Origin of the sequence: Bordetella genomosp. 4 (assembly GCF_002261185.1) — a bacterium.
In the GTDB taxonomy this organism is placed as follows: domain Bacteria; phylum Pseudomonadota; class Gammaproteobacteria; order Burkholderiales; family Burkholderiaceae_B; genus Bordetella_A.
Genome location: NZ_NEVQ01000023.1, coordinates 75,547 through 93,636, shown reverse-complemented (window position 1 = coordinate 93,636; position 18,090 = coordinate 75,547). Strand labels below are relative to the sequence as shown.

17 protein-coding genes are annotated in these 18,090 nt (G+C 59.6%); 5 read left to right on the top strand and 12 right to left on the bottom strand.

From position 1 onward, the window contains the following. Positions 1 to 2: 2 nt before the first annotated feature. Positions 3 to 1,472, bottom strand: a complete 1,470-nt coding sequence (gene pap / locus CAL20_RS24915) for a polyphosphate:AMP phosphotransferase (protein WP_094839336.1) — start codon at positions 1,470 to 1,472, stop codon at positions 3 to 5. A 232-nt stretch (positions 1,473 to 1,704) separates the two neighbouring features. Here pap and CAL20_RS24910 point away from each other — a divergent pair, with 232 nt between their 5' ends. Further along, a complete protein-coding gene (locus CAL20_RS24910; protein ID WP_094839335.1) occupies positions 1,705 to 2,499 on the top strand; it encodes a hypothetical protein in 795 nt (264 codons plus the stop codon). Positions 2,500 to 2,575: 76 nt separating this feature from the next. Here CAL20_RS24910 and CAL20_RS24905 read toward each other — a convergent pair whose 3' ends face one another. From CAL20_RS24905 to CAL20_RS24875, 7 genes are all read right to left on the bottom strand, one after another. After that, positions 2,576 to 3,841 (bottom strand): phenylacetate--CoA ligase family protein, encoded by a 1,266-nt coding sequence (locus tag CAL20_RS24905; protein WP_094839334.1) that lies wholly within the window; start codon positions 3,839 to 3,841, stop codon positions 2,576 to 2,578. Between the two features lie 64 nt (positions 3,842 to 3,905). Beyond that, on the bottom strand, positions 3,906 to 4,799 hold the full coding sequence (locus CAL20_RS24900) for an ABC transporter ATP-binding protein (protein WP_256981766.1): 894 nt from the start codon (positions 4,797 to 4,799) through the stop codon (positions 3,906 to 3,908). Positions 4,800 to 4,853: 54 nt separating this feature from the next. After that, the gene (locus CAL20_RS24895; protein WP_094839333.1) at positions 4,854 to 6,188 is read right to left on the bottom strand and encodes an ABC transporter substrate-binding protein; all 1,335 of its coding nucleotides are present in this window, start codon (positions 6,186 to 6,188) and stop codon (positions 4,854 to 4,856) included. A 112-nt stretch (positions 6,189 to 6,300) separates the two neighbouring features. Beyond that, on the bottom strand, positions 6,301 to 7,365 hold the full coding sequence (locus tag CAL20_RS24890) for a branched-chain amino acid ABC transporter permease (protein WP_094824201.1): 1,065 nt from the start codon (positions 7,363 to 7,365) through the stop codon (positions 6,301 to 6,303). 10 nt (positions 7,366 to 7,375) lie between these two features. Next, a complete protein-coding gene (locus CAL20_RS24885; RefSeq protein WP_094839332.1) occupies positions 7,376 to 8,305 on the bottom strand; it encodes a branched-chain amino acid ABC transporter permease in 930 nt (309 codons plus the stop codon). A 21-nt stretch (positions 8,306 to 8,326) separates the two neighbouring features. Next, complete coding sequence (locus CAL20_RS24880; RefSeq protein WP_094824203.1) at positions 8,327 to 9,124, bottom strand: ABC transporter ATP-binding protein; 798 nt, start codon at positions 9,122 to 9,124, stop codon at positions 8,327 to 8,329. A 3-nt stretch (positions 9,125 to 9,127) separates the two neighbouring features. Further along, positions 9,128 to 11,104, bottom strand: a complete 1,977-nt coding sequence (locus tag CAL20_RS24875; protein WP_094824297.1) for an AMP-dependent synthetase/ligase — start codon at positions 11,102 to 11,104, stop codon at positions 9,128 to 9,130. Between the two features lie 174 nt (positions 11,105 to 11,278). Between CAL20_RS24875 and CAL20_RS24870 the strand changes: the two genes are divergently transcribed. After that, positions 11,279 to 11,980, top strand: a complete 702-nt coding sequence (locus tag CAL20_RS24870) for a Crp/Fnr family transcriptional regulator (protein ID WP_094824204.1) — start codon at positions 11,279 to 11,281, stop codon at positions 11,978 to 11,980. Positions 11,981 to 12,106: 126 nt separating this feature from the next. On the opposite strand, the gene CAL20_RS24865 is transcribed toward CAL20_RS24870, so the two are convergent. Next, positions 12,107 to 12,742 carry a LysE/ArgO family amino acid transporter gene (locus CAL20_RS24865; RefSeq protein WP_094824205.1) on the bottom strand — a complete coding sequence of 212 codons (636 nt, stop codon included), beginning with the start codon at positions 12,740 to 12,742 and terminating at the stop codon, positions 12,107 to 12,109. Positions 12,743 to 12,896: 154 nt separating this feature from the next. Between CAL20_RS24865 and CAL20_RS24860 the strand changes: the two genes are divergently transcribed. Further along, positions 12,897 to 13,802, top strand: coding sequence for a LysR family transcriptional regulator ArgP (locus CAL20_RS24860; RefSeq protein ID WP_094824206.1), 906 nt, complete (start codon positions 12,897 to 12,899; stop codon positions 13,800 to 13,802). Positions 13,803 to 13,842: 40 nt separating this feature from the next. Further along, positions 13,843 to 14,337, top strand: coding sequence for a copper chaperone PCu(A)C (locus tag CAL20_RS24855; RefSeq protein ID WP_094824207.1), 495 nt, complete (start codon positions 13,843 to 13,845; stop codon positions 14,335 to 14,337). A gap of 4 nt (positions 14,338 to 14,341) precedes the next feature. Here the strand turns inward: CAL20_RS24855 and CAL20_RS24850 are convergent, their stop codons facing one another. Next, positions 14,342 to 15,052, bottom strand: a complete 711-nt coding sequence (locus CAL20_RS24850) for a YggS family pyridoxal phosphate-dependent enzyme (RefSeq protein WP_094839331.1) — start codon at positions 15,050 to 15,052, stop codon at positions 14,342 to 14,344. A 200-nt stretch (positions 15,053 to 15,252) separates the two neighbouring features. Between CAL20_RS24850 and CAL20_RS24845 the strand changes: the two genes are divergently transcribed. Then, positions 15,253 to 16,494 (top strand): aminotransferase-like domain-containing protein, encoded by a 1,242-nt coding sequence (locus CAL20_RS24845; protein ID WP_094824298.1) that lies wholly within the window; start codon positions 15,253 to 15,255, stop codon positions 16,492 to 16,494. 83 nt (positions 16,495 to 16,577) lie between these two features. Here CAL20_RS24845 and CAL20_RS24840 read toward each other — a convergent pair whose 3' ends face one another. Next, positions 16,578 to 17,054, bottom strand: coding sequence for a hypothetical protein (locus CAL20_RS24840; protein WP_094839391.1), 477 nt, complete (start codon positions 17,052 to 17,054; stop codon positions 16,578 to 16,580). Positions 17,055 to 17,064: 10 nt separating this feature from the next. Next, on the bottom strand, positions 17,065 to 17,973 hold the full coding sequence (locus CAL20_RS24835; RefSeq protein ID WP_094824209.1) for a hydroxymethylglutaryl-CoA lyase: 909 nt from the start codon (positions 17,971 to 17,973) through the stop codon (positions 17,065 to 17,067). Positions 17,974 to 18,090: the final 117 nt, after the last annotated feature.

Sequence of the window (18,090 nt, the reverse complement as noted above, 5' to 3'; positions counted from 1 at the left end):
AGTTACAGGGTTTGTTCCAGGACTGCGACAATGTTTTTTAGCACGTGTATGCGAGCATAGCGTTTGTCGTTGGTCCCGATGACGTGCCACGGCGCATGGTCCGTATCGGTACGCGCCAGCATATCGTTGGCGGCACTGGCATATTGGTTCCATTTCTCGCGATTGCGCCAATCGTCGGGCGTGATCTTGAAATTCTTGAACGGCGAACGTTCGCGCTCTTGAAAACGCTGCAGCTGTTCTTCGGGGGTAATGGCCAGCCAGAACTTCAGCACAATGGCGCCGTGATCGGTCTGTTGGCGTTCAAAGTCGTTGATCTCTGCGTAGGCGCGCCGCCACTCTGCGCTCGAGGCAAAACCTTCGACTCGCTCGACCAGCACGCGGCCGTACCAGGAACGGTCGAAAATGGCGATGCGGCCATGCCGCGGCATGTGACGCCAGAATCGCCACAGATAGGGGTGCATCAATTCGTCAGGCGTGGGCGCGCTGATGGGATGGATATCGACTTGCCGCAGGTCGAGTGCCCGTGTCACGCGGCGAATGGCGCCGCCTTTGCCAGCGGCATCCTGCCCTTCGAAGACCAGGATCAAAGCCCGTTTTTTGAACGCGTCTGATCGGACTGCGCGAGCGAGCTGGCCTTGCAGCAAGCCGAGCGCCGACTCGTAATCGTCCTTGTCGATTTTGGTGTGGTAATCGAGCTGTCCCAGGCGATCAGGGCTGCGTCGCCCGGCGAGAGCGGGTGCACTGAAGACCTGTGCCTTGGGCGTGGGAGAACGCTGCTGCAGCGCGTGCAGCACAGCCTGTGCCGTGCGCACTGCCCGAATGCGCTCGTCTGCGCTGGGGATGATGGTCCAGGGAGCGTGGGCAGGGTTCAGGCGTTCAATGACATGCTGGCCCGCACGGTAGATCCGATCATACTTTTTGTGGACTTTACGATCGGCTGGCTTGACCTGCCAGGCAGTTTCCGGGCTGGATAGCAGCATTTTGGTGCGGTCGGCTTGAGCCTGGGCCGACAGGTGATACCAGAGCTTGATGATCTGTACGCCCTCGGCGGCGAGCCCAGCCTCGAAGCGATCAATCGCTTCGGCGTAGGCTGTCATTCGACGCGGCCGTGGTTTTTTGCGCGATGCTTCGAGTAACAGCGGTGCGTACCAGGAGCCGAACACAATGCCGATTCTCCCCTTGGCCGGCAGTTCATTCCAGTAGCGCCAGAACGGCGGGCGCTCCTGCTCATCGAACGTGGGCGCACCGAACGCCAGGGTCTGAATATGGCGAGGATCCATCCACTCGTTGAGCAAATTGATGGCGGCGCCTTTGCCTGCCCCGTCTATCCCGGCTACGACGATCAGCAGACTGCGATCCGCTCGTTCGAGCTGTCGATATTGCGCCTTGAGCAAAGCAGTTCGCAACCGCGGCTCTTGCGCCTCAAACTCGTCTTCGGACAGCGAGGGGTCGGACTGGGCTTCTGCAAACATAGATGACATCTCGGTGTGAATGAGGAGATGTCCGATGGTGCAGGATATCGAAAAGGGGCACAAGCAAATCATGGCGCGCGAGGCCGCCCGAGAACTAGCGTTCTGTCATGCTGAAAAGCCAAAATCGGCAACCATGGATTTCATGGAACAAGAGCATGGGGTGGGTTACTCATGGGGGCCATATTGGTGTTGTTTGTGGCGATTTTCCCATGAGTTAACAGGAGTAAACCAAATGAACGTGATGAGTTCAGTGACCATCGGTGCGTCCCTGCTGCGGCACGCCCACAGTTCAATGACCGTCGGCGCGGCCCTGCTGCGCAACGCCTATAGTCCGCAGGCCGACGCCCAGACGGCGCGGATCCAGCCGCGCAGCGATAGCGACGTGCGTGAAAGCTATAACGCGGCAGTCAGCAAGGCCTATGAGGCCTTCGCCAAGGAAGCTGCGGTCTTTCATGACGAACAGCAATGCTTTGGCGACGAATTGGCGCGCAAGGCGTTCAACATGCGGGACGAGATCAAAAAGGCCCATCAGGCCGAAACCTCCTGGCTGGGGCAGGCAGGCATCTGGATTCGTAACCTCCTGATGTACGGCTCGGACAATGCCACCTACGAGGGGCTGAGCAAGAAGAAAAACCCCGAGGAAATCGCCTACTCGGCGTTTAAAACCAATGGGCGCGACCTGGGGCTGACCGGCAACGGTTTCGGCGATATTCTGGACACCTGGAATGCCATCAAGGCCGACAGCGATTTGTACCCCGAGCACATCACGCCTGCGATGGTCGCTGCCTTCAAGGCGCAGCCCCGTGGACAGGTCGATGTGGTCGCGATTCTGGCAGCCCGCACGGCTGTTGTGACGAGCAGCGAAATGCAGGCCGGCAACGCAGTCGACGTTCTGTCGTCGGATGAGGTCGATATCACCACCACCATGGCGGCGCGCCCGGCGAGTCCTGGCGTTTTGTCGAAAGACGATCTGATCGTTTCGATGATGACGCATACGCCGCGCCGCAACTTCGCTGCCTATATCTGAGCCAACGAGTCTGAGCCAAAGAGCAATAGGCCCGCGGCGATGGGCCGATTGCACACCAGTCTGAGTCTAGGCGCTGTCAGTCGTAAGACCGTACATCATCGATGACTTTGCCATCATTGGGCAGGCTGCCCGCGTCAGCCCATTGCACGTCGGCACGCAGTTTGGTGATGTCACGGGCCGAGGTGGCGATACGTTCGGCCAGGGATTCGGAGTGTTCGTCGGCCTCGACCTGAAGCACCATGCGGTCGCTGCCCATTTGTCCGCTGACGACCAGCCTCGCTCGGTGGATTTCTGGGTGGCGCGCCAGGATTTCAGCCACCTGCGAGGGATGTACAAACAGGCCTCGGACTTTGGTGGTCTGATCGGCGCGGCCCATCCAGCCCTTGATGCGCAGATTCGTGCGGCCGCACGGCGATGTGCCGGGCAGTACGGCAGACAGGTCGCCGGTGCCGAAACGCACCAAGGGATAATCGGGATTCAGCGTCGTGACGACGACTTCTCCGACCTCGCCGTCGGGCACCGGTATGCCGGTGCCGGGACGCACGATCTCCAGAATGATTTCTTCGCCGACGACCAGCCCTTCGCGGGCTGGCGTTTCAAACGCAATCATGCCGAGGTCGGCGCTGCCGTAGGCTTGGTAGCCGTCAATGCCGCGCGCTGTGAGCCAATCGCGCAGCGACGGGGGAAAGGCCTCGCCCGATACGAGCGCACGGCGCAACGACGGTAATGTCACGCCCAACTCATCAGCTTTTTCCAAAATGATTTTCAGAAAACTCGGCGTGCCCAGATAGCCGCTGGGCGCCAGATCGGCAATGGCTCGGACTTGTTGTTCGGTCTGGCCTGTGCCGCCGGGAAAGACCGTGCAACCCACCGCGTGAGCCGCAGTTTCCATCATCGAGCCGGCAGGGGTGAAATGGTACGAAAAGCAGTTGTGCGCCAACTCGCCTGACCGGAAACCAGCAGCATAGAGCGCGCGCGCAAAACGCCAATAATCGGCGCGGCTGCTTTCCGGTTCGTAGATCGGACCAGGCGACGCAAACACGCGCAGTGCTTGTCCCCAACCTATGGTTGAAAAGCCGCCAAATGCCTTGGTAGCACTGGCAGGACGGTTGCTGGCACGACTATGTTGCTGTTTCTCCAGCAGCTCGTGCTTGCGCAAAACGGGGAGCGCTGCGAGTGCCTGACGCGAGGCCACGCTGCGTGGATCGACGCCGTGCAATTGTTCGGCAATGGCAGGCGCGCGGGCCATGGCGTGTGCAACCACACCCGGCAGCGCTGCCATCAGATCGCGTTCGCGCTGCTCGGGGGCGCGGGTTTCCAGTGCATCAAAAAACGCAGGCATGTGATCGCACTCTATGAAAGGCCAAAAGGCGTAAACAAAGGCACTAATGCAAAGGCATTAAGGGTCAAGCCAGCCAGCGTTTGCGGCGCCGGTAGAACTTGTTATCACGAAAGCTTTTTCGTTCACCGCTGGAGATTCCCAGGTAGAACTCTTTCACGTCTTCATTGCGGCTGAGTTCACCGGCATCGCCGTCCATCATGACGCGCCCGTTTTCCAGGATGTAGCCGTAGTCGGCATAGCGCAACGCAATGTTGGTGTTCTGCTCGGCAAGCAGGAAACTCACCCGTTCCCGTTGGTTCAGGTCTCGCACAATTTCGAAAATCTCTTCGACGATCTGCGGCGCCAACCCCATGGAAGGCTCGTCGAGCAAAATCATGTTGGGATTGGCCATCAGCGCGCGGCCGATTGCAGTCATCTGCTGTTCTCCGCCCGAGGTATAGCCGGCCTGGCTCGTACGCCGCTGCTTCAGGCGCGGAAAATATTGATAGACGCGGTCCAAGGCTGCCGCCGTTTCGCCACGGCTGAGGTCTCGGGTGTAGGCGCCCGTCAGCAGGTTGTCCTCAATGGTCAGATGGGCGAAACAATGGCGGCCCTCCATGACCTGTACGACGCCGCGTTTTACCAGCTCGGCAGGCGAGAGTTGGTCGATGCGTTGGCCTCGGTATTGAATGGAGCCTTTTGTGACATCGCCGCGTTCGCCCTTCAACAGATTCGACACGGCGCGCAGCGTGGTGGTCTTGCCTGCGCCATTAGCGCCCAGCAAGGCGACGATGCGGCCTTCGGGGACTTGCAGCGAGACACCTTTCAGCACCAGGATCACGTGGTTGTAGATGACCTCGATACCATTGACGTCCAGCAACGGCGCAGCGATGTCGGGTGCCGTTGCCTTGGCTGTCCCCGGGTTTGCAATCGGGGCGCCAGCCACGGAGGCAGGTTGGGCAGTGTTTGCAGCAGTCATAGCAGTTCCTGCGTGGTAGCCGCCAGCGCGCGAAGCGCCGGCGGCTGGTTCACATCAACCTTCGCACTTGCGAGGCGTGATGTTCTTCTCTTTGGCGTATTTCTCTGCGGCCTCTTTCACCAGCGGCCCGGTAATCGCCTTGTCGGCCTGGTACCAGTCGGAAACGACTTTGAAGTCCTTGCCATCCCATTGCACGATGCGCGCCCAGTCATCACCCATGTGGTTGCTGCAAGAGGTTTTCACCGGACGCATGATGTCGCCAAAGCCCAATTCATTCAGGCGTTCCTGAGTCAGGTTCAGGTTTTCAAAACCCCAACGGACTTGTTCGGGCGTCATGTGCTTGCCTTTGCCGAATTTCTCCTGCGCAGCGCGGATGGCTTCGACCTGCAGCATCGAGATCATCATGCCGCGGGTGTGCGCGATCGTCCCGAGCGTGGAGCTGCCCGACGCGTCGCTGCCCTGGCCTTTGTCGTAGACGAACTTTTTCAAGTCTTCGTAGACCTTGCCCTGGGCTGCGCTGTTGTGGATGGTGATCGCGTTATAGCCTTTGGCAACCGCGCCCAGGTCTTTGACGTCGCCTTCAGAGCCTGCCCACCAGATGGCATACATTTTTTCGCGCGGATAGCCGGTGGCCTGGGCCTCGCGTATCGCCGTCGGCGTCATGATGCCGGCGCTCCACAACAGCACGTAGGCGGGACGCGATTGGCGGATTTGCAGCCAGGTGGACTTTTGCTCTACCCCTGGCGCAGTGACCGGGTAGAGCAGCAGTTCGAAGCCTTCCTTGGCCGCGCGTTTTTGCAGCAATGCGATGGGCTCTTTGCCGTAGGGCGAGTCATGGTAGACCAGGGCGATCTTTTTACCCTTGAGCTTGTCCATGCCGCCTTCTTTCTTGGCGATATCCTGGATCATGACGTCGGCCGCCGTCCAATAGGTGCCGAGCAAAGGGAAGTTCCATTCAAAGACACTGCCGTCAACCGATTGCGAGAGGCCGTAGCCCATCGTTTCTACGGGGACCTTGTCGACGATGGCTTTGTCCGTCACGGCAAAGGTGATGCCTGTGGATTGGGTGTCAAAGCCCGATGCGCCGCCGCTCTTGCCCTTCAGGCGCTCGTAGCATTCCACACCACGATCCGTGGCATAAGCCGTTTCGCACTCTTCGTAGGTGATCTTGACGCCGTTGACGCCGCCATCGCGGGCATTGACGAGTTTCAGATAGTCCAGTTTTCCGTCGGCCCACGGAATGCCCAGCGGTGCAAACGAGCCGGTGCGATACACCAAGAGCGGAACAAACTGCTCTTCAGCCGCCAACACCGGCGCGGCGGCGCTGAGGGCGCCTGTGGCGGCCAGGCAGGCCGCTGCCCATTTCAAGTTAAGACGCTTCATCTCCATTTACCTCCTGCTTGGTGTGGTTGACACCAGGATTGGCCCGGTCTGAAGCCGGGTAGTCAAAGAGGCTGCTGCTTCGCGGACGGCGGGCGGCAGCCGGGAACAGTACGCAACATCAATGCGGGAAAGGCCAGATTCGCAGTTTCTCTTTTGCGATACCCCAGAGCCGGGCCAGACCATGCGGCTCGGCAATCAGGAAAAACACAATCAATGCACCAAAAACCATGTGTTCGACGTGCGCCGCCGTGTCCACCGACAGCGAGAGCCCCAGCATGTGCGGCACATTGGTCAGTGCGACAGGCACCAACACGATAAAGGCCGCGCCAAAGAAGCTGCCGACGATAGAGCCTAGTCCGCCGATGATCACCATGAACAACAGTTGGAACGAGCGCGCCAGGTCAAAGGCCAAGGGTTCCCACGACCCGAGATGGATATAGCCCCACAACGCGCCGGCGACGCCGACGATGAACGAGCTGACGGCGAATGCAGTGAGCTTGGCGTACATGGGGCGGATACCGATCACCGCAGCGGCCACGTCCATGTCACGGATGGCCATCCACTGGCGGCCGATGGCCCCGCGCACCAGATTCTTGGCCAGTAGCGCGAACACGACGACGAAACACAGAACGAGCAGGTAGCGTTGCAGAGCGGTTTGCACCGGCATGCCAAACGCGGTGAGGGGCGGCACCGATACGCTGCCCGACGATGAGTAATTCGTAAAAAACGGGATGCGTAAAAATGCCCAGTCGACAAAGAACTGTGCTGCCAATGTGGCGACTGCCAGATACAGTCCGCGGATACGCAAACTGGGAATGCCGAACAACACGCCCACGAGGGTAGCAAAGCAGCCGCCCAGCAATATCTGTATCACCAGCGGCATGCCGGGAAAGCGCACGCCAAAGTTCCATGCCGCATACGCGCCTACCGCCATAAAGGCGCCCGTGCCCAGCGAAATCTGGCCGCAATAGCCCACCAGGATGTTCAGGCCCACCGCCGCCAGCGACAAGATCAAAAACGGGATCAGAATGGCGCGCAGAAAATAATCGCTGGCCAACATGGGGACTGCAATAAAGGCCACTGCCAGCAGCAGCACCATGAAAATGCGGTCCTGGCGGATCGGAAAGATCTGCTGGTCGGCGCGATAGCCCGTCTTGAATTGGCCGTTTTCGCGATAGAACATGATGTTTCCCTCAGACCCGATCGATGATTTTCTCGCCGAACAGCCCTTGCGGACGGAACAGCAGGAAGACAAGCGCCAACACGTAGGCGAACCAGATTTCGATGCCACCGCCTACTAGAGAGCCCAGATACACCTCTGACAGTTTTTCTCCTACACCGATGATGAGCCCGCCGAGAATGGCGCCGGGCACCGAAGTCAGTCCTCCCAGAATCACCACAGGCAAGGCCCGCAATGCCGCCGTGGATAAGGTGAACTGCACGCCGAATTTCGAGCCCCAGATAATGCCGGCGACGAGCGCGACCAAACCTGCCACGCTCCAGACAATGACCCAGATGCGGTTGAGCGGGATACCGATGGATTGAGCGGCCTGGTGATCATCCGCGACCGCACGCAGCGCGCGCCCTGTGCTGGTGTATTGAAAGAAAACGGCCAGCGCGGCAACAAGCAAGGCGGCGACGACCGCGGCGGTCAGGTCCTCCAGGTTGATCAGGACACCGCCTTCAAAGACCGATTCCAAAATAAAGGCCGGGTCTTTAGGCATGCCTACATCGATGCTGTAGACCGAACTGCCAAAGGCGATCTGCCCCATGCCATCGAGGAAATAGCTGATGCCCAGCGTTGCCATGAGGAGCGTGGTGGCCTCCTGGTTGACGAGATGGCGCAGCACATAACGTTCGATCACTACCGCCAGCACAAACATCAGCAAGGCACTGACGATGAATGCCAGGACATTGGCCAACAGCAGATTCTCGAATCCCAGCCATTGCGGAATCCATTCCGAGAAACGCGCCATCGACAGCGCCGCGACCAATACCATCGCGCCCTGCGCAAAGTTGAATACGCCCGATGCCTTGAATATCAGCACAAATCCCAAGCCGATCAGCGCATACAACATGCCGCTCATCAAGCCGCCGAACAAGGTTTCTAGAAAAAATCCCATGGTTCTGTTTCCGCCTTGGTGCTAGTGCGATACGCCCAGGTAGGCTTGAATGACGGCCTCGTTGGAGCGAACCTCATCGGGTTTGCCATCGCCGATTTTCTTGCCGTAATCCAGAACCACGACGCGATCGGAAATGTCCATGACCACGCCCATATCGTGTTCAATCAGCACGATGGTGGTGCCAAACTCGTCATTGACGTCCAGGATAAAGCGGCTCATGTCCTGCTTTTCTTCGATATTCATGCCCGCCATGGGCTCGTCCAGCAGCAGCAGGCGCGGCTCCATTGCCAATGCGCGTCCCAGGTCCACGCGCTTTTGCAAACCGTAGGGCAGACGGCCCACGGGGGTTTTGCGATAGGCCTGGATTTCCAGAAAATCGATGATGTTTTCGACAAACTCGCGATGCCGGATTTCCTCGCGTTCGGCGGGGCCCCAGCGAAAGGCCTGCGCCAGCAGTCCGCAGGTCATCCGCAGATTGCGTCCTGTCATGATGTTGTCCAGCACACTCATGCCTTTGAACAAGGCCAAGTTCTGAAAGGTGCGCGCGATGCCCATTTCGGCGGCACGGCGCGGGTTCATACGGGTGTAGCGCGTGCCCTCGAATTCGATGCCGCCCTGTTGAGGGGTGTAGACGCCGTTGATGACGTTGAGCATCGAGCTCTTGCCTGCGCCGTTGGGGCCGATGATGGCGCGGATCTCGTGCTCGCGCACATTGAATGAAATATCGGTCAGCGCTTTGACCCCACCGAATGACAGGGAAATATTCTGCAGGTCGAGCATGACCTTGCCGATACGCTGGTCGCGGTCTGTATGGCTCATGATCTAGGCTGCCCGGGCAGTAATGGCGGGAAAGGTCTTGACTGGGCGGATCTTGATATCCGCTGCAATCTTGCCGATACGGCCGTCTTCGAATTTGACTTCGGTCTCGATATATTGCGTGTCCGACCCTGCGAACAAGGCATCGACCAGCACACCGTATTTCTGTGCAATGAAGGCGCGCCGCACTTTGCGAGTGCGTGTCAGTTCATCATCATCGGGATCGAGTTCTTTATGCAGAATGAGAAAGCGCGAAATCTGCGAGGCGGCGAGCTTGGGGTCCAGCGCGAGATCGGCATTGATTTGTTCGATGCATTCCTCCACCAGACGATACACCTCGTCTTTGCCCGCGAGGTCGGTGTAACCCGCATAAGGCAGACCGCGGCGCTCGGCCCAGTTGCCTACGGCCTCCAGGTCGATATTCACAAAAGCGCAAACGTGATCCCGGTCGGCGCCAAAGGCCACGGCTTCTTTAATATGAGGAAAGAACTTGAGCTTGTTTTCCAGATATTTGGGCGCAAACAGGCTGCCATCGGCGAGCTTGCCCACGTCCTTGGCGCGATCGATGATTTTCAATTGACCATCGGTATCCAGATAGCCGGCATCCCCCGTATGGAACCACCCCTCGGCGTCGCGCGCTTCTGCGGTGGCTTGCGGGTTGCGGTAATACTCTTTGAACAAGCCCGGGCTCTTGACGAGAATCTCGCCGTTATCGGCAACACGGATCTCCACGCCGCTGACTGGCGGCCCAACGGTATCGTCACGGACTTGGCCGTCGGGTTGTACGCAAACAAACACCGAAGTTTCGGTCGAGCCGTAAAGCTGTTTGAGGTTGATGCCGATGGACCGATAGAACACAAACAGATCGGGACCGATGGCTTCGCCAGCCGTATACGCCACACGCACGCGGCTCATTCCCAGCGCGTTGCGCAACGGACCGTAGATCAAGACATTGCCCAAGGCATAGCGCAGCCGATCCCACAGGCCAACCGGTTCGCCATCCAGAATACGCACGCCCACCCGCCGGGCCAGTTTCATGCAAGCCTGAAACAGGCTGCGCTTGATGCGGCCCGCGTCTTCCATGCGGATCATCACGTGCGTAAGCAAACCCTCCAGCACGCGAGGCGGCGCGAAATAATAGGTCGGGCCGATATCGCGCATGTCGATCGATACGGTTTCTGGAGACTCGGGGTGGTTTACCGTAAAGCCGCTGACGAGCAGCTGCGTATACGAGAACATGTTCTGCCCGATCCAGGCGGGAGGCAGATAAGCCAGCACGTCTTCTTGATCGGTGAGTTTTTCCATGTCGGCAACGGCACGGGCGCGATCGATCAAGGCATGGTGAGTCAACACAACGCCTTTGGGCTTGCCTGTCGTGCCCGAGGTGTAAAACATGGCTGCGGCATCATCCGGCCGCACGGTGGCGACAGATGCTTCGAAAAATCCGGGATGCTGTTCCGCGTGTTTTTGGCCGGTTGCGATCAATTGGTCATATGAACGCAACATAGGATCGGCGTAATGGCGCAGTCCTCGCGGATCGTCATAGACGACATGTGCCAGGTCGGGACACTGATCGCGCACCTCCAGCATCTTGTCGACTTGCTCTTGATCCTCGACCACTGCAACGGTGATGCTGGCATCTTGCAGGACATAGACCATTTCCTGTGCGACGGCGTCTTGATAAAGCGGCACGGGAATGGCGCCTAAAGCCTGCGTGGCCATCATGGCGATGTACAGGCGTGGCCGGTTCTCGCCAATGACGGCGACGTGCATCCCGGGTGTTATCCCTAATGCCGCCAAGCCATGCGCAGTCAGGCGCACGTCGCGCGCGACGTCGCTCCAGGTCAGGGTCTGCCAGATGCCCAGGTCCTTTTCGCGTATGGCGGGCCGCGACCCGCGTACGCTGGCATGCTGCAGGAGCAGGCCAGGAAAGGTGCTGGGTGCGGCCGACGTGTTGCCGTCGACGGCAGGCTGTGCATGCACCACGTTGTCTCCTCCGGTTTGGGGGCCGCTGGTCCGATGTTCACACTGGCGGTATGAACATCGGGGCGGCGCTTGACCAGTTCATTTTCGATGTACGGCAGCAGTAAGGTATAAGCTTGGTTGGTCGCCAACTGTCATGATCACGACATTCCAAGAATATTTAGGGTATTCCCGATGCAATTAACTGATTCTCTGCATCTCGCAGCAGCCTGGTTCCGAGTCTTGACCGACGAGCAAAAATCGCGCGTCGAGCGGGATATCGTGGTGCAGCCTGTGCAAGCAGGAACGATCATAGAACGCAAAGGAGAGCTTGCCCAGGCGTGGATCGGGGTGTTGGCGGGATTGATCAAAGTGTCGGTCGGCAACGCCGAAGGCAAAGTCGCCTCATTGACCGGTGTGCCCGCCGGTGGCTGGATCGGCGAGGGTTCGCTGCTCAAGCGCGAGGTGCGCAAGTACGATGTGGTGGCCCTGCGCGATTCAGTGGTCGCGCGCATGCCGGCGGCGACGTTTGAATGGTTGCTGGATACCAGTATTCCATTCAATCGTTATTTGCTGCATCAACTCAACGAGCGCGTGGCGCAGTTCATCGGCAAGGCGGAATATGACCGTTTGCTCGATCCTGACGCGCGGGTGGCACGCTGCCTGGCGGAATTGTTCAACCCCTTGCTATATCCCGGGATGGGGATGCGGTTGACCATCACTCAAGAGGAAGTCGGCTATCTGGCCCGCGTCTCGCGTCAGCGCGCCAACCAGGCTCTGGGCAAACTCGAGGAAGCGGGCCTGCTGCGCGTGGAGTATGGCGCCGTGCGCGTGTTGGACCTGAGCGGATTGAAACGCTATGGCGCCGACGCGGTGAGCGGACAGGGCGACGAGTGAGCGCGGCGGGGCAGCGCTCAGGCCGATGGTGAGACGACCGATTGCGTAAGCGTCACGTCAGCAACGACTGTCGTGTAATCGTGAGGGTGAATCACCGAACCGTCGGTCAGTTGTCAGGATGACTGCTCAGGCCAGGCCATTCCACGCCAATCGCATTGCCAATCCGGCCATGATGACGGCGATCACCCCATCCAATATGCGCCACGCTTTGGGGTTGGCGAAATAGGGCGCAAACAGGCGCGATCCGACGCCCAGCACGATCAACCACAGGACACTGGCGGTGACGGCGCCTGCCGCAAAGGCCAGCCGCGCATCGTTAAATCCGTGTGCCAATGAGCCGATCACCATGATGTCCAGCCAGAAATGCGGGTTCAACAAGGTGAAGCCCGCGGCCGCCAGCAGGGCTGCGGAACGCGAGGGGACGGCATGCTGCGCGGCAGTCAGGCCGCCTTGGGCCCGAACGGCGCGTCGGGCGGATTGAAAGGCATACCAGGCCAGAAAGGCAACGCCAAACCACAGGATGGCGTGCGTCAACCAGGGAAACCAATTGACCGCGGTCTGCAATCCCCAGACGCTGGCAAATATGCAGATGCCGTCCAGCAAGGCGCAAATCGCCAGGATGCTGAGCAAATGCGCGCGCATCAATCCCTGCCGCAGAATAAAGGCGCTTTGCGCGCCGACCACGGCAAATAGTCCCAGTCCGGTGGCGGTGCCACTGGCCCAGGCGGTGAACAGGGCGGGGGAGGAAGCAAACGTGAACATCTTTGCAAGCATCTACAAAACAGCGCCGCAGCAATTGCCGCGGCCAGGAGCATATTTTGGCTTGCATAGGATATGAAATAAAGCTAATTTTGTTTAAGTTGATTAAGTTTTTCTAAACCAATAAGAGCGGCAGCATTTGCCGCAGCAAGCACGGATGAAAATCGATCATGGCAATCTGCGCGCCCTGGCTGCTGTGGTGCGTGAAGGGAGCTTCGAGCGCGCGGCCGCCGCTCTGAATGTGACGCCCTCGGCGGTGTCACAGCGCATCAAGTCGCTGGAGGCGCGCATGGGGCGTTTGCTGGTGCAGCGTACGGTGCCAGTCATGGCTACGCCAGACGGACAGGTGCTGGTGCAATTGGCCGATCAGACGGCCTTGCTGGAGCATGATGCGCTGGACCGTCTGGGCCTGGAGGACGACGCCGTGACGCAGGCCAGCCTGACGGTGGCCGTGAACCATGACAGCCTGGAAACCTGGTTTATGGATGCGGCGCGGCGCTTTGCGGCCCGCAGCCGAGCCACCCTGGATCTGCAATCCGAAGACCAGGATCACACGGCGGCGTTATTGCGCAACGGCTCGGTGTTGGGCGCGGTGACCGCCTTGGCGGATCCAGTGCAGGGGTGCCGTATTCATGCGTTGGGCAGCATGCGCTATGTTGCGACGTGTACCCCCGCATTTCATGCGCAGTATTTTTCCGCCGGCGTGAACGCGCGCACTCTGGCGCTTGCACCGGTACTGGTGTTTAACCGCAAAGACGCATTGCAGGCGCGTTTTGCGCGCAAAGTCATGGGCGAGGAGCCGTGGCAGCCGCCTGTGTGGTGGCTGCCTTCGTCCCGCGCTTTCGTACAGGCGACGCGCGATGGTCTCGGTTGGACGATGAACCCGTTGCCGCTGATTCAGGATGAGCTCGACACGGGTGCTTTAGTCCCATTACGCGCCCGCGCCACCGAGGACGTCCCCTTGTATTGGCAGCACTGGCGGGTAAACTCACAAGCTATGGAGGCATTGACCGATTCGGTCTTGGCTGCCGCCGCAGACGGAGGTCTGATCCGGCGGCGTTAACTCGTCAGCGCTTAGGCTGACCGTCACGGAGATGTTTTGCATGAAATTCCGTCAATGGGCGTTGGGCGCCCTCTTGGGGCTGTCTTCTGTCACGTCGGCCTGGGCGCACGATTACAAGGTCGGACAGATTCAGATTGATGATCCATGGGTACGCGCTTCGGCGCCTGGCCAGACCAATGGCGCGGGCTATCTGGACATTGATAACGACGCCAAGACGGCAGATCGTCTTGTGTCAGTGAGCTCGGATGCGGCCGAGCGAGTTGAATTGCATACCGTACAAGCCGAAAAGGGCGTGGCCCGCATGCGTCATCTGCCTGAGGGCATCGACGTGCCTGCCGACGGCGAGGTCAAACTTGCGCCTGGCGGCTATCACGTGATGTTCATGAATTTAAAACAGCCGTTCGTGGCGGGAGGTGAGGTCCCGGCTACGCTGAAGTTCGAGAAAGCAGGCGAGGTCGCGGTGAAGTTCGAGATCAAGCCTATCGGGCATCAGCCGGATGCGGATCATGCACATATGGACCACATGAAGCACTGATCTGTCAGGGGTAGTGCCGGGCGCCAAAAATTGCGCTGCCAATTCGGACTTCGGTGGCGCCTTCTTCGATGGCGATTTCGAAATCGCCGCTCATCCCCATGGACAGCCTGTCCAGTTCGACGCCCTCGATGGACGCGTCTTTCAGGCGGTCACGCAGTTCACGCAGCGCACGAAAACAGCTGCGTACGGCTTGCGTGTCGTCAGACTGTACTGCCAGGGTCATCAGTCCTTTTACATGCAAGGCCGGGCATTCCCGCACGACGGTCCGCAGGAAATCTGCCGCCTCCTCGGGCGGGAGGCCATGTTTGCTAGGCTCGGTCGAGGTTTTGATTTGCACCAGCACGTCGATGTCGCGGCCTTCGGTCTGTAGTCGGCGCTGTAGCGCGTGAGCGAGTTCCAGGCGATCCAGGGATTGGACTTCCGAGGCGTCGCGCGCTGCGTCTTTGGCCTTGTTGGTCTGCAAGTGGCCAATCATGACCCATTGCACGGGCAGATCTGCCAGTGCATTAATTTTCTGGCGGATTTCCTGCGTTTTGTTTTCGCCGAAACGCGTAAAACCCAGGGCTGCTGCCTCGCGGACGGCGTCGGGGCCGAAAGTCTTGCTCACTGGCAAGAGGGCCACACTGCCGGCTGGCCGGCCTACGCGGACGCAAGCGGCGTCGATGCGGGCGCGCAGTTGGGCCACGCGGGTCGACATCGAGTCATCGATACTCATAATGGAAGAATGCTGGGTAAAAGCATCATGATAATCGCGCCGGTGTGCTGGCTGTTTACTGCAGTCGTTGACCGCCTCCGGGGGCAGGCATAGAATTCTTCGTCATTTACTTATTTCGTTGGGCGCTGAGCTGTCTGGTGCGACCCGGCGCCACGCTGACGCTCGATTCAGCGCATACTTTTACCGGCTTCGCCCTCCTCATGTCGCTCGCAGCACCCCGCTACGCTTTCGCCGCGCCGTTCGAAACGCCTCCCGCTTCGCCCATTCGTTCCTTGATGCCGTATGCCATGAAGCCGGGCAATATTTCCGTTGCGGGCGGCTATCCGGCGCAGGAATTATTCGACGTGGATGGTCTGACGGCGGCCTCGAATCAGGTCGTGGCGCGTTTGGGAACGTGCCTGCAGTATTCCAATATCGATGGGCAGGCCAGCTTGCGCACGGAGCTCGCGCGTCTGACGGCCGAACGGGGTTTGGTGTGTGATCCAGACACCGAGCTGGCCGTCACCGGCGGGTCGCAGCAGGCATTGGCGCTGATCAGCCGCGTCATGTTGCAGCCCGGCGATCATGCCATTATCGAGAGTCCCGCGTTTCCGAACTCCGTACAGGCTTTGCGTTATACCGGCGCCACTGTCCATACGGTGCCTTCGGGGCCCGATGGGGTCGACGTTGATGCGCTGGACGAGATGGCGGGCCGTATCAAGCCCAAAATAGTCTGTGTCGTTGCGTCGTTCTCGAACCCCTGCGGCGCCACGATCAGCCGGCAACGGCGTCTGCGTTTGCTCGAACTGGCCGTCAAGCATCAGTTTCTGATCGTCGAAGACGATCCCTATGGCGAACTGCGCTTTGCTGGCGAAATGGTCCCACCGATTGCTGCGCTGGCCGAGGGCGAGGCCCGTCATTGGGCGGTTTATATCTCGACCATGTCCAAGACCATGGCACCTGCTTTGCGCATAGGCTGGATCGTTGCCCCGGCTGAAGTCCGCCGTCGCTGCGTCGGCGCCAAAGCGGCCGACGACATGGCGTCATCGGCATGGATTCAGGAAGTCGTCGCTCAATATTTGGCCGATGGCCGCTACGCACAGCATGTCCCTCGCATCCAGGCCGCCTACGGCTCCCGTTGCGATGCCATGGCGCAATCTCTGACCCAGTCGCTTGCCGGCCGTATCGTGTTCAACAAACCCGAGGGCGGCATGTTTTTCTGGGCCAGGCTCAACGGCGACATAGACGCTACGCGTTTGTTGCCCTACGCCATTGAACAGGGCGTCGTCTACGTCCCAGGCAAAGTCTTCTACGCCGATCCCGCGCAGGCCGATCTTTACGCCATGCGCATGTCGTTTGCCACCATGAACGAAAGCCAGATAGCCGAAGGCATGACACGTCTGGGCCGCGCGCTGGATGCTTGCGAGGCAAATGCGCCGGTGTCGATTTCCTTGGCGGCGTAACGCCACCGGCGGGCGATTATTTTTCGGTATCGGCCGCCATTCGCCGCCTGGTCACCTGGGGCGCCGAATTCAGCACACCCGGTTCACCGTTTGCGCCGATATAACAGCGAGATCTTGGCAAACGCGATCTGCAGTTCCTTCGTGCCGCCCTGGAACACCACCGGCCGCCCGCGTTGAGTAAAAACGACCAGGCGCTTGGAGAACAGCAACGGGACGAATTTGGCAAAGTGAATGTCCTGCCAAGCCACCTCGCGCCGAGTTATCCAGGTTTGATGCAGACCCGCTTCGTTGATCGTCGTGACGGATTTTTGCATGTGCCATGACACCAGCACCAGCCCCAAAAAACACAGGATGACTATTCCTGCGACCACCGAATTGACCTGGTCGGGCGGCATGCGTATCGCCGACATGACGATCTGTACGCCAATGATCGCCAGAATGACCCAGGCCAGAATGCGTACCCAGTCTGGCCAGGCCTGACCTGACAGCGGTAAGGGACCGATATCGCGTAGCAGCGCTTCGTGTTCGCTTTCGGACGGGGCGGTATCGAGAAGATTCATGGCGCTGTAATCACGCGGCTCGTTTGGCTGCAATGGCATTGCCGGCACGGCTGCCGCCCTTGCGGTTCAGATTGGCCGACATCCACTGGCCGATATCGACGACCGCATCGAAATCCACGCCGGTCTCAATATCCAGGCCGCGCAACATGTACAACACGTCCTCAGTGGCGACATTGCCCGTCGCGCCTTTGGCATACGGGCAGCCGCCCAGGCCCGCGACCGACGTATGATAAATGCTGATACCCGTCTCCAGCGCGGCCAGAATGTTGGCCAGCGCTTGCCCATACGTGTCGTGGAAATGCCCCGAAATCCGGCCGGGATCGACAACCTGGGTGACGGCAGCCATCACCTCGCGCACGCGCTGCGGGGTGCCTACGCCTATTGTGTCGGCCACGTCGATTTCATCGCAGCCCAGCGCCAGATAGCGCCGAGCCACATCGACGACGGACTCGATGGGGACTTCGCCTTGATAGGGACAGCCCAGCGCGCAACTGATGCTGCCGCGCAGCCGCAGGCCGGCGGCACGTGCGGCTTCGGCAACGGGCTCAAAGCGCGCGATCGATTCGGCGATGGAGCAGTTGATGTTCTTTTGCGAAAATGCCTCGCTGGCTGCGCCGAAAATGACGACTTCGTCGGCCTTGGCGGCCAATGCGCCCTCCAGGCCTTTCATGTTCGGCGTCAGGACGGAGTAGATGACACCCGGTTTGCGCTGGATGCGCGACATGACCTCGGCAGCGTCAGCCATCTGAGGTACCCATTTGGGCGAAACGAATGACGTGGCCTCGACATTGGGAAACCCGGCAGCGGTCAAGCGATCAACCAGCTCTACCTTGATATCCGTGCTGATCAGTTCTTTTTCGTTTTGCAGACCATCGCGAGGAGAAACCTCGACGATTTTGACGCGTGAAGGCAAGCTCATTTCTTTTCCTGGGAAGGGCTGCGTACCGTGGGACGCATACCTGCGATTGAGGCTGATGACTAAACGTATAGTAATCCTATGCTGCCGAACCGGATGCACAAGGAGCGGGGCTGAACG